The sequence below is a fragment of the Salarchaeum japonicum genome (genome assembly GCF_049705945.1).
Lineage (GTDB): Archaea > Halobacteriota > Halobacteria > Halobacteriales > Halobacteriaceae > Salarchaeum > Salarchaeum japonicum_A.
In genome coordinates this window covers 1,093,867-1,107,586 of record NZ_JBNAMV010000004.1, presented here as the reverse complement: position 1 = coordinate 1,107,586, position 13,720 = coordinate 1,093,867, and the positions used below count along the sequence as shown (strand labels likewise).

Annotated in this window: 18 protein-coding genes; 10 read left to right on the top strand and 8 right to left on the bottom strand. The window is 67.5% G+C overall.

Going from position 1 to position 13,720, the window contains the following annotated elements; translation table 11 throughout:
- Window positions 1-3: 3 nt before the first annotated feature.
- Window positions 4-228, bottom strand: a complete 225-nt coding sequence (locus ACOZ4O_RS07670) for a DUF7561 family protein (RefSeq protein WP_424524716.1) — start codon at window positions 226-228, stop codon at window positions 4-6.
- 92 nt (window positions 229-320) lie between these two features.
- Between ACOZ4O_RS07670 and ACOZ4O_RS07665 the strand changes: the two genes are divergently transcribed.
- Both ACOZ4O_RS07665 and ACOZ4O_RS07660 read left to right on the top strand, forming a co-directional pair.
- Window positions 321-1,199: an NAD(P)H-binding protein gene (locus ACOZ4O_RS07665; protein WP_424524715.1), complete on the top strand. Its 879-nt coding sequence runs from the start codon at window positions 321-323 to the stop codon at window positions 1,197-1,199.
- Window positions 1,196-1,879: a DUF7530 family protein gene (locus ACOZ4O_RS07660; protein ID WP_424524714.1), complete on the top strand. Its 684-nt coding sequence runs from the start codon at window positions 1,196-1,198 to the stop codon at window positions 1,877-1,879. The genes ACOZ4O_RS07665 and ACOZ4O_RS07660 overlap by 4 nt, the downstream gene beginning before the upstream one ends.
- Here the strand turns inward: ACOZ4O_RS07660 and ACOZ4O_RS07655 are convergent.
- The gene (locus ACOZ4O_RS07655; protein ID WP_424524713.1) at window positions 1,866-2,039 is read right to left on the bottom strand and encodes a DUF5786 family protein; all 174 of its coding nucleotides are present in this window, start codon (window positions 2,037-2,039) and stop codon (window positions 1,866-1,868) included. The two genes, ACOZ4O_RS07660 and ACOZ4O_RS07655, sit on opposite strands and share 14 nt — an antisense overlap.
- 227 nt (window positions 2,040-2,266) lie before the next feature.
- A complete protein-coding gene (locus ACOZ4O_RS07650; RefSeq protein ID WP_424524712.1) occupies window positions 2,267-2,551 on the bottom strand; it encodes a DUF5789 family protein in 285 nt (94 codons plus the stop codon).
- Window positions 2,552-2,652: 101 nt separating this feature from the next.
- On the opposite strand from ACOZ4O_RS07650, the gene ACOZ4O_RS07645 reads away from it, so the two are divergent.
- Entirely contained in the window at window positions 2,653-3,450 is a 798-nt protein-coding gene (locus ACOZ4O_RS07645) for a PHP domain-containing protein (RefSeq protein WP_424524711.1), read from the top strand.
- A 46-nt stretch (window positions 3,451-3,496) separates the two neighbouring features.
- Entirely contained in the window at window positions 3,497-3,658 is a 162-nt protein-coding gene (locus ACOZ4O_RS07640; protein ID WP_168219932.1) for a DUF6757 family protein, read from the top strand.
- On the opposite strand, the gene ACOZ4O_RS07635 is transcribed toward ACOZ4O_RS07640, so the two are convergent.
- Window positions 3,655-3,972: a 4Fe-4S dicluster domain-containing protein gene (locus ACOZ4O_RS07635; protein ID WP_424524710.1), complete on the bottom strand. Its 318-nt coding sequence runs from the start codon at window positions 3,970-3,972 to the stop codon at window positions 3,655-3,657. The two genes, ACOZ4O_RS07640 and ACOZ4O_RS07635, sit on opposite strands and share 4 nt — an antisense overlap.
- Before the next feature lie 98 nt (window positions 3,973-4,070).
- On the opposite strand from ACOZ4O_RS07635, the gene ACOZ4O_RS07630 reads away from it, so the two are divergent.
- Both ACOZ4O_RS07630 and ACOZ4O_RS07625 read left to right on the top strand, forming a co-directional pair.
- Window positions 4,071-4,544, top strand: coding sequence for a cupin domain-containing protein (locus ACOZ4O_RS07630; protein ID WP_424524709.1), 474 nt, complete (start codon window positions 4,071-4,073; stop codon window positions 4,542-4,544).
- A complete protein-coding gene (locus ACOZ4O_RS07625; protein WP_424524708.1) occupies window positions 4,537-4,908 on the top strand; it encodes a DCC1-like thiol-disulfide oxidoreductase family protein in 372 nt (123 codons plus the stop codon). The genes ACOZ4O_RS07630 and ACOZ4O_RS07625 overlap by 8 nt, the downstream gene beginning before the upstream one ends.
- Here the strand turns inward: ACOZ4O_RS07625 and ACOZ4O_RS07620 are convergent.
- Window positions 4,905-5,591, bottom strand: coding sequence for a type 1 glutamine amidotransferase (locus ACOZ4O_RS07620; RefSeq protein WP_424524707.1), 687 nt, complete (start codon window positions 5,589-5,591; stop codon window positions 4,905-4,907). The genes ACOZ4O_RS07625 and ACOZ4O_RS07620 overlap by 4 nt on opposite strands.
- Window positions 5,592-5,785: 194 nt before the next feature.
- Here ACOZ4O_RS07620 and ACOZ4O_RS07615 point away from each other — a divergent pair, with 194 nt between their 5' ends.
- Window positions 5,786-6,970, top strand: a complete 1,185-nt coding sequence (locus tag ACOZ4O_RS07615; RefSeq protein WP_424524706.1) for an HD domain-containing protein — start codon at window positions 5,786-5,788, stop codon at window positions 6,968-6,970.
- Window positions 6,971-6,996: 26 nt separating this feature from the next.
- Here the strand turns inward: ACOZ4O_RS07615 and ACOZ4O_RS07610 are convergent, their stop codons facing one another.
- The gene (locus tag ACOZ4O_RS07610) at window positions 6,997-7,725 is read right to left on the bottom strand and encodes a DUF5518 domain-containing protein (RefSeq protein WP_424524705.1); all 729 of its coding nucleotides are present in this window, start codon (window positions 7,723-7,725) and stop codon (window positions 6,997-6,999) included.
- Between the two features lie 97 nt (window positions 7,726-7,822).
- Window positions 7,823-10,603, bottom strand: coding sequence for an alanine--tRNA ligase (gene alaS, locus ACOZ4O_RS07605; RefSeq protein WP_424524704.1), 2,781 nt, complete (start codon window positions 10,601-10,603; stop codon window positions 7,823-7,825).
- A gap of 109 nt (window positions 10,604-10,712) precedes the next feature.
- Here alaS and ACOZ4O_RS07600 point away from each other — a divergent pair, with 109 nt between their 5' ends.
- The 3 genes from ACOZ4O_RS07600 to ACOZ4O_RS07590 all read left to right on the top strand — a co-directional run bounded on the left by ACOZ4O_RS07600 (window position 10,713) and on the right by ACOZ4O_RS07590 (window position 12,747).
- Window positions 10,713-11,726 carry a glutathione S-transferase family protein gene (locus ACOZ4O_RS07600; protein ID WP_424524703.1) on the top strand — a complete coding sequence of 338 codons (1,014 nt, stop codon included), beginning with the start codon at window positions 10,713-10,715 and terminating at the stop codon, window positions 11,724-11,726.
- 29 nt (window positions 11,727-11,755) lie between these two features.
- The gene (locus ACOZ4O_RS07595; RefSeq protein ID WP_424524702.1) at window positions 11,756-12,232 is read left to right on the top strand and encodes a TspO/MBR family protein; all 477 of its coding nucleotides are present in this window, start codon (window positions 11,756-11,758) and stop codon (window positions 12,230-12,232) included.
- 86 nt (window positions 12,233-12,318) lie between these two features.
- Entirely contained in the window at window positions 12,319-12,747 is a 429-nt protein-coding gene (locus ACOZ4O_RS07590) for a hypothetical protein (RefSeq protein WP_424524701.1), read from the top strand.
- Between the two features lie 10 nt (window positions 12,748-12,757).
- Here ACOZ4O_RS07590 and ACOZ4O_RS07585 read toward each other — a convergent pair whose 3' ends face one another.
- The gene (locus ACOZ4O_RS07585) at window positions 12,758-13,720 is read right to left on the bottom strand and encodes a replication factor C small subunit (RefSeq protein WP_424524700.1); all 963 of its coding nucleotides are present in this window, start codon (window positions 13,718-13,720) and stop codon (window positions 12,758-12,760) included.

Sequence of the window (13,720 nt, the reverse complement as noted above, 5' to 3'; positions counted from 1 at the left end):
GCCTTAGGTCGTCCGGCTCTCCCGAACCGCTTCCACGTCCGCCGCCGTGGGGTTCTCGGGGAGCGCCTCGATGCAGTCGAAACACAGGAAGAACTCGGAGTCGTCGCGGAGCTCGAGCGTCAGCCCGCCCGAGGACGCCTTCTCGAGGTCGCCGAAGTCCCAGAAGTCGCCCGCGCCGCCCGAGATGGCTACGGGGGCCCCGCAGCAGTCACACGTCGCTTTCGCCATACCTCGTGGAGGGGAGAGCGCCGTATAGGCCTCCCGCTCCCGTCCGTGGTTCTCGCCCCCACACCTATGACGTCTCCCGTCCACGTTCGGGTATGCGCGTACTCGTCACCGGGGCGACCGGGTTCGTCGGCGGCCGCCTCGTCCCCGCGATCGTCGACGCCGGCCACGAGGTCGTCGCGCTCGTCCGCGACCCCGACCGATACGACCCGCCCGACGGCGTCGAGGTCGCGACGGGCGACCTGCTTGACCCCGACCTCACGCTCCCCAGCGCGGACGCCGCGTACTACCTCGTGCACTCGATGGAATCGGGCGGCGACTTCGAGGAGCGCGACCGCCGCTGCGCCCGGAACTTCGCAACAGCGGCGACCGCCGCGGGCGTCGAGCGCGTCGTCTACCTCGGGGGACTCGGCGCGGACCGCGACGACCTCTCCGACCACCTCCGCTCCCGGCGCGAGGTCGAGTTCGTGCTCGCGGACGGCGACTACGACCTCACCGTCCTCCGCGCCGCCGTCATCGTCGGCGCGGGCAGCGCGAGCTTCTCCGTGGTCCGCCAGCTCGTCGAACACCTCCCCGTGATGGTGACGCCGAGCTGGGTGCGCACGCCCTGCCAGCCCATCGCCATCTCGGACGTGGTCGCGTACCTCACGTGCGTCCTCTCCCATCCCGAGACCGCGGGCGACACCTACGAAATCGGCGGCCCGGACGTGCTCACGTACGAATCGATGCTGCGCACGACCGCCCGCGTCACGGACAACACGCTCCACCTCCTGCCCGTGCCCGTGCTCTCACCGCGGCTCTCCGCGTACTGGCTCTCGCTCGTCACGGACGTGTCGCCGTCGGTCGCGCGCCCGCTCGTCGAAGGCCTCAAGAACCCCGTCGTCTGCGACGAGAACCGCCTCCTCGACATCTGTGACGTGACGCCGACCTCGTTCGAGGACGCCGTGCGAGCCGCGCTCGCGGAGGCCGCGTGAGCGACCGATACGGCCGCACCTGGGTGTACGAGAGCATCGTCGGCGCGATACCCGGGCTCTCGCTCCCCGACCGACTCGCGGTCGCCGTCCAGTTCGTCCTGTTCGAGACGCTCGTCCTCGCCGCCGCCGCGGTGTACGGCTACTGGAACGCCGTCGTCCCGGGCACGCTCGCCGTCGCGGTCGCGGCCGCCGGGAGCGCGTTCATGCTCGACATGGGCCGTCGCGTCCGCGGCCTCTCGCTCCCCGACTCCTACACGCGCCTCCTGTTCGGGTCGAGCGTCGAGGTCGTGCTCGGCGTCGTCTCCTTCGTCCTGCTCGTCACCTACCTGTTCGTCGTCGACCCCCGGGACGGCGCGACGCTCCTCCGACGGTTGTTCGGTCCGAACCCCGCCGCGCCCGCGGTCGCGCTCACCCTGCTCGTGCTCTGGGACGTCTGCTACCGCATCGGCACCGGCTGGTGGGCCGCCGTCCTCGCCGCCTACCGCGAACTCGCGTACTCGTTCGACGGCGACACCGCCGCGGAACTGCGGGCGCTCGACTCGCGGAACGTCGGGTTCGCGTTCCTCCAGCTCGCGGTGGTTCCGCTGCTCGCCGACCAGCCGCTACTGGCGTTCGCCGTTGCTGGACACGTACTCGCGGTAGGAATTGTGGTGGCGGTCGCTCGGCTCAGTTCTGCTTGATGCGCTCGAACGTTTCGAGCAGGTCGTCCGCGGACTCCCCCGAGTCGTACTCGACCGTGCCCTCGTACTGGGTGCGGGTGTCGTCGTTCGTCGTGTCGACGGACGCGTTCTTGCGTTCGCGGCGCTCGTGTTCGGCTTCGTCGTAAGACCCGATTGACATGGTAAGACAACACATGGTTAGCGACTCGACCATATCAATGTATCGCCGACGGACACGACGACTGACACGATATCTCGACTGAACCGACCGTTCGCACACCACAGAATCGAATCGGTGTGGGTTCGGACGCAGAACCTATCGCTCGTGGAAGAATCAGCAGCGGAGTGCGGCCGGGGTCGTGGCCGCGGCCGTGAACCTATGGAGTCGCCCGCGAAACTGCGGGCGGCCTAAAACGACACCTGAGTGGGGCCGTCGACGCCCATGGGGGTGGGGTCGCGGTCGGAGTAGTTCCGGCGGCCGATGGCTTCGCCGCCGACCGCGCCCATGAGCGCGTGCTGGGCGGCGGTGGCGTCGTCGAAGCGGTCGTCGCCGGCGCGGTCGATGATGTCTCCGAGGGTTTCGGTGCCGTTGGGGAGGTCGAGTTCGAAGTCGCCGTGGGTGGTCTTGATGTCGTCGGCGGTGGTCGGGTACTCCTGGGTTTCGAGCAGTTGCGCGGCGTCTCTGAGCGTCATACACCTTCCTGGATGATAGACCATTAAGAACGTTCTCCATGAACGATGGTGTAGAATAATAGTTTCCTTAAACACAAGCCGCTGGCCGCCAACGGTTTGGTATGGTGTACGCGGACCTCCACGTCCACACGACCCGCTCCGACGGCACGTTCGACCCCGCCGCGGTCGCGCCCGCCGCCGCGGACGCCGGCCTCAACGCGGTCGCCATCACCGACCACGACCGCGTCCAGCCCGACCTCCCGCCCGTCACCACCCGCGCGGGCGTCGAACTCGTGCACGGCATCGAACTCCGCGTCGAAACCCCCGAAGAACAGATCGACCTCCTCGGCTACGGCGTCACCCCGACCGACGCCCTCACCGACGAACTGGAACGCCTCCAGCGCGACCGCGAGACCCGCGGCCGCCGCATCATCGAGAACGTCGAAGCACATCTCGATGTCGACCTCGGCATCGAAGCCCGCGAGGGCATCGGCCGCCCGCACATCGCGCGCGCCGTCGTCGACCACCCAGACACCCGGTACGACGAGGTCTCGGGCGTGTTCGACGAACTCATCGGCGACGACGGACCCTGCTTCGTCGCGCGCGACGTGACCGGCTACGACGAGGGCGTCCGCCTCCTCCGCGACGCCTGCGGCGTCGTCGGCCTCGCACACCCGCTCCGATACGACGACCCCGCCGCCGCGCTCGCCCGCGCGAGCGACCTCGACGCCGTCGAACTCCACTACCCCTACGACCGCCCCGTCGGCGAGGACCCGACCGACGCCGGGTTCGAGCGCGTCCGCGAAACCATCGAAGAACACGACCTGCTCGCCACCGGCGGCACCGACGCGCACGGCACCGAACTCGCCAAAGAAGGCGTGAGCGAGGCCGAGTACGACCGGCTCCGCGAGCGCCTATAACGCCGGAGGCACCAAGTTAAGGTACCTGCGGGCCCGAGTTTCGGGTATGCGTTGTCACTACTGCGACCGGAGCGCCGACGTGTCCGTCGAGAAGGACGGCCTCCAGGTCGGCCTCTGCGAAGACCACTTCCAGGACCGCCTGGAAGAACTCGCGGACTCGGACGCCCTCCACGACCTCCGGGAGCAGCTCGACATCGACCGCGCCTAACGGCTCGAATCCACGTCGATAGCGTCCACCGGACACACGTCGACACAGAGCATGCAGTCGATGCACTGAATCTCGTTCGCCGGGTCGGCCTTCCGCTCCGACTCCGGATGCCCCGGCGTGTCCACCCACTCGAACACGTCCACGGGACAGTCCTCCACGCACGCGCTGTCCTCGATGCACACGTCGAAGTCCACCGCGACGTGCGTGCCGTGAATCCCCAGTTTCTCCGGTTCGTCCACGGGCCCCCAGACGTCGTGGCCCTTGTGCGAATCCACGACCTCCCTGTTCTCGTCGAAACTCGGGTCGATAGCCATACTGATTCGTTCGTGTCGCGCTACTTAATTGGCGCGCAGCGCTCTCGTGCTGGAGGCCGGCCACCACCATTGAAACGTCGCGCACCCCAACACTGGGTATGCGCAAGGTTCGACTCTCCGAGTTCTCCTCCCGAATGAGTCCGGCGGACGTGAGCTATCCGCTCGCGGACGCGCTGGGGACGACGAACGTCTCCCTGAACTACTACGAACTGGACGAGGGCGACAGCACGTCGTTCGGCTATCACGCCCACGAGGAACAGGAGGAAGTGTTCTACGTGCAGGCCGGGACGGTGACGTTCCGCACCGAAGAGGAGAGCGTGCCGGTGCGGTCGGGCGAACTCGTGCGCTTCGCGCCCGGTGAGTACCAGCGCGCGGTGAACGAGCACGCGGACCGCGCCATCGTGCTCGCGGTCGGCGCACCCCGCGAGGCCGGTGAAACTACGATTCTCCGGTACTGCGACGACTGCGAGGCGGAGACGACGCAGACCATCGAACTCGCGGACGACCGCGACTCCATCGTCGCGCGCTGCGAGAACTGCGGGAGCGAGACGGGGCGATTCACCGATGAGTGAACACCCGCCGCGCCTCGTCTACGACGACGAGTGCGGGTTCTGCACGTGGTGTGCGCGCCTCGCCGACGACCTCGGGGACTTCGAACTCGTGGGGTTCCACGAACTCACGCCCGACCAGCGCGCGCGCCTGCCCGACGACTACGAGACCTGCGCGCACCTCCTCACCGACGACGCCGTCTACGACTGCGGCGAAGCGATGGAGCAGGCGCTCGCTCGAATCCACCCTGTCTTCGACGCCGCCTTCGAGGTTCTCCGGGCCGTTCCCGGCTACCCGTCGCTCCGCGAGAAACTCTACCGATGGGGTGCGGACCGCCGCGACTGGTGGGGGAAAATCGTGCGCTGCGACCCGCCCGCGAAGAACTAATCGGACGCGCTCGCCGAGCGCGCGTGCTCGGTGAAGTTCTCGAACAGCCGCTTCGCCTCGCACGCCTTCTCGAAGTTCTCCGGCGTGATGTCGTCCGTGACGGCCTGTTTTCGCTCCTCGGCGAGGTCGTCTTTCCGCCGGGTGACGCTCTCGGCGGTTTCCATGTCGTACTCGGGGTGGAACTGGACGCCGACCGCGTCGCCCTTCCGGAACCCGTGGATGCCGTAGTCGTTCTCCGCCAACAGCTCCGCGCCCGGCGGGAGTTCCGTCACCGCATCCGAGTGCGTGGTGAACACCACGAACTCCTCGCCCAGCCCGTCGAGGAGCGGGTCGTCTCGGGTCTTCGAGACGGTTCGGTAGCCGATTTCGTACTCGTTCATGCCTTCGACGGTGCCGCCGAGCGCGTCCGCGAGGAGTTGATGGCCGAAACAGACGCCGAGCACGGGCATCCGCTCGGCGGCCTCCCCCACCCACTCGCGCGTGGGCTGAATCCACTCCTCGTCCCAGTAGACGGACGCGCGACTGCCGGAGACGACCGCGCCGTCGAAGTCAAATTCCCGCGGGATGGTTCCGTCCGTGACGTGGAACTCCACCAGGTCCGCGTCCAATTCACGGCGGAAGTTCTTCAGGGTGTCAGCGCCGTCGTGCGCGGCGTTGACGAACGCGATACGTGGTTTGCTCATAGCACCGATACCGCGTCCGCGTGAAAATGCGTTTCGCCAGTGTCACTCTCCGACGGTATCCGAGCGGGGATGGAAGTGGTTGTGGTGAACTATCACACCACACGCTACTGGTGGGGTGGCCGGTATAAATCGAGTGGGGTCGCGGAAAAATCTGAACCGGGAGAGATAACGGGCTGCCCGCCGCGCTCTGCACCATGCGCGCCATCAAGGACAGCGTCCACGACTACATCGAGGTGGACGGCGTCGCGTCCGCCCTCCTCGACACCCCGCAGGTGCAGCGGCTCCGCCACATCAAGCAGCTCTCCACCGTCCGCCTCGTCTACCCGTCCGCGAACCACACGCGCTTCGAGCACAGCCTCGGCGTCTACCACCTCGCCGACCGCGCACTCGACCACCTCGGCGTGTCCGGCGCGCGCGCCGACAAAGCCCGCGCCGCCGCGCTCCTCCACGACATCGGCCACGGCCCGTACGGCCACCAGACCGAGGGCATCATCGAACGCCGCCTCGGCCGCCACCACGACGACGTCAGCGACCTCCTCGGCGACGGTCCGGTCGCGGACGTGCTCGCGGACTACGGCCTCGACCCTGATGGCGTCGCCGACCTCATCGCGGGCGACGGCCAGCTCGGCCAGCTCGTCGCCGGCGAACTCGACGTCGACCGCATGGACTACCTCGTCCGGGACGCCCACCACACCGGCGTCCCCTACGGCACGGTCGACCACGGCCGGCTCGTGCGCGCGCTCGCCTTCCGCGACGACGACCTCGTCCTCGCGGAGGGGAACGTCGCCACCGCCGAATCCCTCCTCGTCGCCCGCGCGCTGATGAACGCGACCGTCTACCGCCACCATGTCTCCCGCATCGCCGGCGGGATGCTCGAACGCGCGAGCGAACGCCTCCTCGACACCAGCAGCCTCTCCGTCAGCGAGTTCGCGCGCATGACCGACGACGAACTCCTCGCCGCGCTCCGCGAGCACGACGAGACCGAGGAGTTCGTTCGCCGACTCGCCGAGCGCGACCTCTACAAGCGCGCCGCCTGGTGCGAACGCTCCGCCGTCCCCGAGGACGTGGTCGTCGCCGACCACGACCAGGTCCGGGAGTTCGAGCGCGAGATAGCGGACGCGGCCGGCGTCCCCGAGAAACACGTCGTCGTCGACACCCCCGGCCGGCCGTCGATGCCCGAATCAAGTGCGCGCGTCGTCGTCAACGGCGACACGAAACGCCTCGCCGACCACAGCGCGCTCGTCGAGGGCATGCAGCACTCACAGGAAGTCCAGTGGCGATTCGGCGTCTACGCGCCCGAAGACGACACGGAGGCCGTCGGCCGCGCCGCCCAACGCGTCCTCGGCCTCTCGGGCGTCGGCGACGCCGTCGACTACTGAGAACTCTCTCCCTCCGGTCGTCCGTTTTACGTCCAGCTGTCCGCGATGCGGCCGCCGATGTACCCGCCGACCGCGCCGAGACCGACGGCGAACACGGTGGCGAACAGGCCGGCGACGAGCATGACGGCGACGGTCACGACCTCCAGACCGGCCGCGGAAACGCTGGCGAGCCCGACGTAGAGGCCGGCCGTGACGAAGAGGAGGATGACGAGGAGCGGTGCGGCACCGAGGAGGCCGGAGAGCGCGCCGGGTCCGATTCCTCGCTCGCTCCGCAGGCTTTCGAGGTAGCCGGCGACGCCGCCGCCGATGGCGGGCGAGAACGGAATGAACGAGACGAACGCGGTGACGACGGCGCCGACGACGGCGGCCGACAGGTAGGACCCGGCGGACTCGTCGGGGCCGGCCGCGGTGTGCGCTCGGTGGCGAACGACGACGTAGCCGACCGCGAACAGTACCAGCAGAACGCCGGTCACGAGGAGGCCCCAGCCAGTCCAGTTCGCGACCGCTTGGGCGACTTCGAGCGTCTCCGCCTCCGTGAGTTCGCGCTCGAATATCACGACCGTTAGTTCGCCCGACTGAACGCTCTCGCGGAGGGTGTCTTGGTCGACCGCGAACGCGAGCACCGTTCCGCCGACCGTCAACACGAGGCCGACGAGTGCGATGACAGCGCCTGCGATCCAGTCGACGAATTCGGGGAGATGGTAGCCGAACGGGGTCGAGTCGGCGTCGTCGGACCCGGTGGTGGAGGATGCCATACCTGGAAAATTCTACACCCCCGAACTTGATTGTACTCCTCGACCGCCACGCGGCCCGGTCCGTCGCGGCCCGTCACGGCAGGCGTGTGGAGCGAACTTAGCTCTCCGCGACGACAGTCCGCAGTATCTCGGGCGCTTCCGCGAGTGCGTCGTCGAGTTTGTCGCTGTCGGGGCCGCCGCCCTGCGCGAAGTCCGGCGGGCCGCCGCCGCCGCCGCCGACCATGCTCGCGAGTTCGCTGACGACCTGTCCCGCGTTCACGGGGACGCCGTCGGGGACGCCGACGACGAACTGCGCGCCCGATTTCCCGGAGCCAACGACGGCGATGTTGCCGTCGTCGACGAGCGCGTTCGCGGTCGCGCGGAGTTCGTCCATGTCGCCGTCCACGCGCTGAATCACGGCCGTCGTGCCGGCGACCTCGACCTCTTCGGCGTCCGCGCCGCCGCCCGCGCGGGCTTCCGCGAGCTGTTCCTTGAGGTCCTCTACTTGCTTTCCGCGCTCCTTCCACTCCGTGAAGAACCGCTCGGCGGTCTCCGGGAGTTCGTCCGGTGTCACGTCGAGCGTGTCCGCGGCGTCGAGCAGGTAGTCCTCCTGTTCCTGCACGTGCTCGATGGCGGCGCGCCCGGCGGCGAACGTGAACCGCTCCACGCCGTCCTGCACGCGCTCCGTGTTCAGAATCTTGATGGCGCCGATGTCACCCGTGCGGGAGACGTGCGTTCCGCCGCAGGCCTGGACGTCGTCGCCGACGTGGATGAGGCGGATGTTCTCGCCCGCCGGAATGCCGCCCTGGTAGAGGTCGAAACCGTGCTGGGCTTCCGCCTCGTTCCGGTCCGGCCACTCCTGGTGGACGGTCGTGTTCTCCCGCACGACTTCGTTCGCGCGGTGCTCGATCTCCTTCACCGTCTCCCGGTCGAGTCGCTCGTAGTGCCGGATGTCGATTCGCGAGCTCTCCACGCCCTTCTGCGCGCCCGCCTGCCGGACGTGCTCGCCCAACACCTGTCGGGCGGCGTGCACGACGATGTGGGTAGCGGTGTGGTGCGCCATCAGGCGCTCGCGGCGGTCCCAGTCCACCTGTCCGCGCACGAACTCGCCCTTCCCCGGGTTCTCGTTCGTCCGGTGGAGGACGACGCCGTCACGCTTCTGTACGTCTTCCACCTGAATGGTGGCGTCGTCCGTCGACAGCGTCCCGCGGTCGGCGGGCTGTCCACCGCCCTCGGGATAGAACCGCGTCTGGTCGAGCACTACGTCGTACGCGGTGTCGCCGTCGGTCTCGCGCTCGAACACGTCGAGCACGACCGCCTCGAACTCCGTGCGCTCCTGGTCCTCGTAGTAGAGCGACTCCGTCTCCGGGAGGTCGCCGAGACGGTCGTCTTGGGCTTCCTCGTCCTCGAACGCCTCCGCGGAGTCGTGGCGCTCCGCGACGAGCGAGTAGAAGTCGTCCGGCGCGTCCACCTCAGCGCCTTCCTCGGCCGCGATCTCTTCCACCATGTCCGGCTGGAGGCCGTGGCTGTCGTAGAGGTCCACCAGCGTCGACGCCGGAATCGGCTCGCCGCGCTCGGCGTGGTCGCGCGCCAACTGCTCGACCTTCCGACTCCCGCGCTCCAGTGTCTCCTCGTACTTCGCGACCTCCTTCCGCACGATGTCTCGAATTGTCGAGCGGTTCTCGTACCCCAGTCGGTCCGCTTGTACGTCCACGAGGTCCGCGAGGTCGTCCGTCACGCCGACGGTGTCCATGAGGCGGACCGTCCGCCGCAGCACCATCCGCGCGAGGTAGCCCGTGCCGACGTTCGACGGCACGATACCGTCACCGAACATGTACGCGAGCGTCCGACAGTGGTCGGCGATGGCGTAGAGGTCTTCGAGCGGCCGCATCAGGTCGTGCAGGCGCTCCGTGGACACGTCGAGTTTGTCCGCGAGGTTGTCGCGGGCGGCGTCCATGTCCTCCACCTCGTCGATGTCGAGGTGGCCGGCGAGCTTCGAGGCGCGGTGGACGAGTTCTTCCTCCTCGTCGTCCAGTTCGATGCCCGCACTCTCCTTCAGCGTCGCAATCATCTCGGGATAGATAGCCTCGTACACCGTGGGCGTCCCCTGACTCATCCACGTCCAGCGTTCGAGGCCGTACCCGGTGTCCACGACGCGGCGGTCCATCCGCGCGTACGTGTTCCCGTCCTTCATCTCGTACTCGCCGTCCGGGTCCTGCTCCATCGACATGAAGACCAGCGTGGCGAGTTCGAGGCCCTTGTAGATAACTTCGAACGCGGGGCCGGCGTTCCCGCCGCCCACCCAGGGGTCTTCGATGAACGTCACGTCTTCACGCGGAACGCCGAACGACGCGAAGAACTCCTCGCAGTACTCCACGCACTGGTCCTTCCAGTAGACCTCGCCCTCGTACGCGTAGTCCGTGCCCTCGTCCGCGTTGAACGCGTGATGGCCCATCATCTCGAACGCCATCGTGTGCCGCCCCGTCTTCCCGACGTTGTCGATGTCCTGCATGCGGATGCAGGGCTGACTCACCGCGAGCGGATTCGCGGGCGGCGGGGACTGCCCGCTCGTGACGTGCGGCTGGAAGTCGTAGATGGACGCCTGCGTCAGGAGCACGTCGTCCCGCCAGCGGTTCGCCGCCACCGGATAGGGACTGATGCGTTCGTGGTCGTGCTCCTCGAAGAACGAGAGGAAGGCCTCCCGCATCTCCTCCAGCGTGTACTCGTCGTCGAACCCGGGGTCGTCGATGAACCCGTAGTCCTCACAGGGGGGTTCGCCGCACGTCTCCCGCTCGCCGTCCCGCGTCCAGAAGTTCGCTCCACACTCCGTACAGGATTTCCGCGTGAAGCCCTCCTCTTCGAAGTACTCGAGACGGTACTCCTCGGTGAGGTCGCTCATTGCACACAGGTAGTCCGTCCTGCCGGTAAAACCCTTGTACTTCCGCGCGACACCCGCAGCGGTCGCCGTGGCCCCCGGGTTTTTGCGGCGTCCGACGCATCGTTTGGGTATGGGACGAATGGTCGACGGCGAGTGGCACACGGACGAGGAGATGATAGAACACGACGAATCCGGGGAGTTCGAGCGCACGGAGACCTCCTTCCGGGACTGGATTCGGGGGTCGCGAAAGAGTCCGGACGAAGTCGCCACTGAGGGCCCGGAACCCGCGTCGGGGCGCTACCACCTCTACGTCTCCTACGCGTGCCCGTGGGCGCACCGCGCGCTCACCGTCCGCGCCCTCCTCGGCCTCGAAGACGCCATCTCGGTGAGCGTCGTCGACCCCGTCCGGTACGACCAGGGCTGGGAGTTCGACGCCTCGAAACCCGGCAGCACCGAGGACCACCTGTTCGGGTCGGAGTACCTCCGCGAGGTCTACCGGGAGGCCGACGCCGACTACACGGGACGCGTCACCGTCCCCGTCCTCTGGGACAAAGAGGAGGACACCATCGTGAACAACGAATCCGAGGAGATAATTCGGATGTTCGCCACCGCCTTCGGAGAGTACGACAACGGCGTCGACCTCTACCCGGAGGGCGACCGCGCCGAGATTGACGAGGTCATCGACGACATCTATCCGCGCATCAACAACGGCGTGTACCGCGCCGGGTTCGCGGACAGCCAGGACGCGTACGACGACGCCGTCCGCGACCTCTTCGACGCGCTGGAGGAGTACGACGCCCGTCTCGCCACGCAGCGCTTCCTCGTCGGGGACTCGCTCACGCTCGCGGACGTCTGCATGTTCACCACCCTCTACCGGTTCGACGAGGTCTACCACAACCACTTCAAGTGCAACTACCGCCAGATAGTGGACTACGACGCGCTCTGGGGCTACCTCCGCGAACTCTGCCAGCTCCCCGGCGTCGAGGAGACCTGCGACATGTGGCACGTGAAACAGCACTACTACCGGAGTCACGGCGACATCAACCCGAAGCGCCGCGTCCCTATCGGCCCCGACCCCGACTTCTTTGCGCCCCACACTCGTGACGACCTCCCCGGCGACCTGCCGGCCGTACTCACCCCGTAACTTAGGCCGTCGCGCACGAACAAGGGGATATGTTCTCTCGCGACGACATCCCCGGCCTCGCGCTCGCCATCGTCATCTGTGAAGCCGTCGGCGCCGCGCCCGCACTCGTCACCGCCACCGGCAGCGGGTCGTGGTACGCGACGCTCCTCAGGCCCGCGCTCGCCCCGCCGAACTGGGTGTTCGGCCCCGTCTGGACGACGCTCTTCTTCCTCCTCGGCGTCGCCGTCTACCTCGTGCTCCGAGACGGCCGCGGGAACCCGAGACGGGTCGCGTTCGCGCTGTTCGTCGCGCAGTACGTGCTCAACGTCGCGTGGACGCTGGTCTTCTTCGGCGGCGAGAACATCGCGGGCGGCCTCGTCGTCATCACCGTGCTCTGGGCGCTCATCGCCGCCACGATTCTCGCGTTCTATCGCGTCAGCCGCACCGCCGCGCTCCTCCTCGTTCCCTACCTCGCCTGGGTGTCCTTCGCCGCCGTCCTCAACTACGAACTCTACCGGCTGAACTGACCCGTCAGCCCGCACGACTCCGAACGCCCGTGAACAGTCGTGAACGGTGCCGTATTGTTTTGGTCGTGGCGACACTTATCGTCCGTATGTCCCGAGACACCGCTGCCCTCACGACGCACCTCCGGGAGCGCCTCGGCCCGAACCTCCGCCTCGTCTTCGACTATCAGGGCGCCGACGTGACGTTCTCCTACATCCGCGACGACCTCCCCCGCGACCTCGTGCGCGAACGCTGCGAACTCATGGCCGACCTCTACCAGAACGAGTACCGAGAACTCGTCGAACGCGGCGACGACCACGTCGAACTCAACTCCCTCACCGCCTCCCTCCACCTCTTCGATATCGGACTCATCCTCAACCTCCGCGACCCCCAAAACCCCGAGGGCGGCGTCGCGTTCACGTTCGACTACGAGACCGGCTCTCGACTCATCGGCTTCGTCGCCGAATGCTCCGAAGTCCTCTACGGCGACCCCCACCACACCGTCCCCGACGACCCCCTCAGCAAACTCCTCGAATAAGAACCAAAGCCTAGTTTTCGAGCGCGACAGACGCCAGCAGCGCTTCGAGTTGGACTTTTTCGTTGGCGCCTTCGGCGATGCGGTAGTCGGCTTCGCCGACGCGGTCCATGAGGCGGACGGCGGCTTCCTCTTCGAGGTCGAACTCCCAGACCGAGCGGTGGAGTTGGTCGATGATGTCGCCGCCGGCGAGGCCGCGTTCGGTGAGCATCTCGTCGAGGACGCTGCGCGCGGCGACGAAGTCGCCGGTGATGGCGGCGGTGACCATCTCCTCGATTTCCTCGGGGCGCGCGGTCGCGGTGATTCCATACACTACGTCCTCCTCGACGCGTTCGCCGGTCGCGGCGGCGGCTTGGAGGCTGTTGATGGCGCGGCGCATGTCGCCGTCCGCGGCGTACACGAGCGCGTCCACGCCGTCCTCGGTGTACTCGATACCTTCCTTTTCGGCGATTTTCCGAATCTGGGCGGCGACCGCGTCGTCGTTCAGTTGGCTGAACCGGAACACCGCACAGCGCGACTGAATCGGGTCGATAATCTGCGAACTGTAGTTACAGGAGAGGATGAACCGGGTGTTGTTCGAGAACTGCTCCATCGTCCGACGGAGCGCGGACTGCGCGTCGCTCGTCAGCGCGTCGGCCTCGTCGAGGAAGATGATGCGGTAATCGTACCCGCCGAAGCTCGTGCGCGCGAAGTTCTTGATGCGGTCGCGAACCACGTCGATGCCGCGCTCGTCGCTGGCGTTGAGTTCGAGGAAGTTCTCCCGCCAGTCGTCGCCGTACACTTCCTTCGCGATGCTGACCGCGGACGCGGTCTTCCCGACGCCCGCAGGTCCGGCGAACAGGAGGTGGGGGAGGTCGTTCTGTTCGACGTAGCTCTCGATGCGGGAGATGATGTTCTCGTGCCCGACGACGTCGTTCAGGCTCTCGGGCCGGTACTTCTCGACCCAGATCTCCTGGCGGCCCGCGCGCTCACTCAT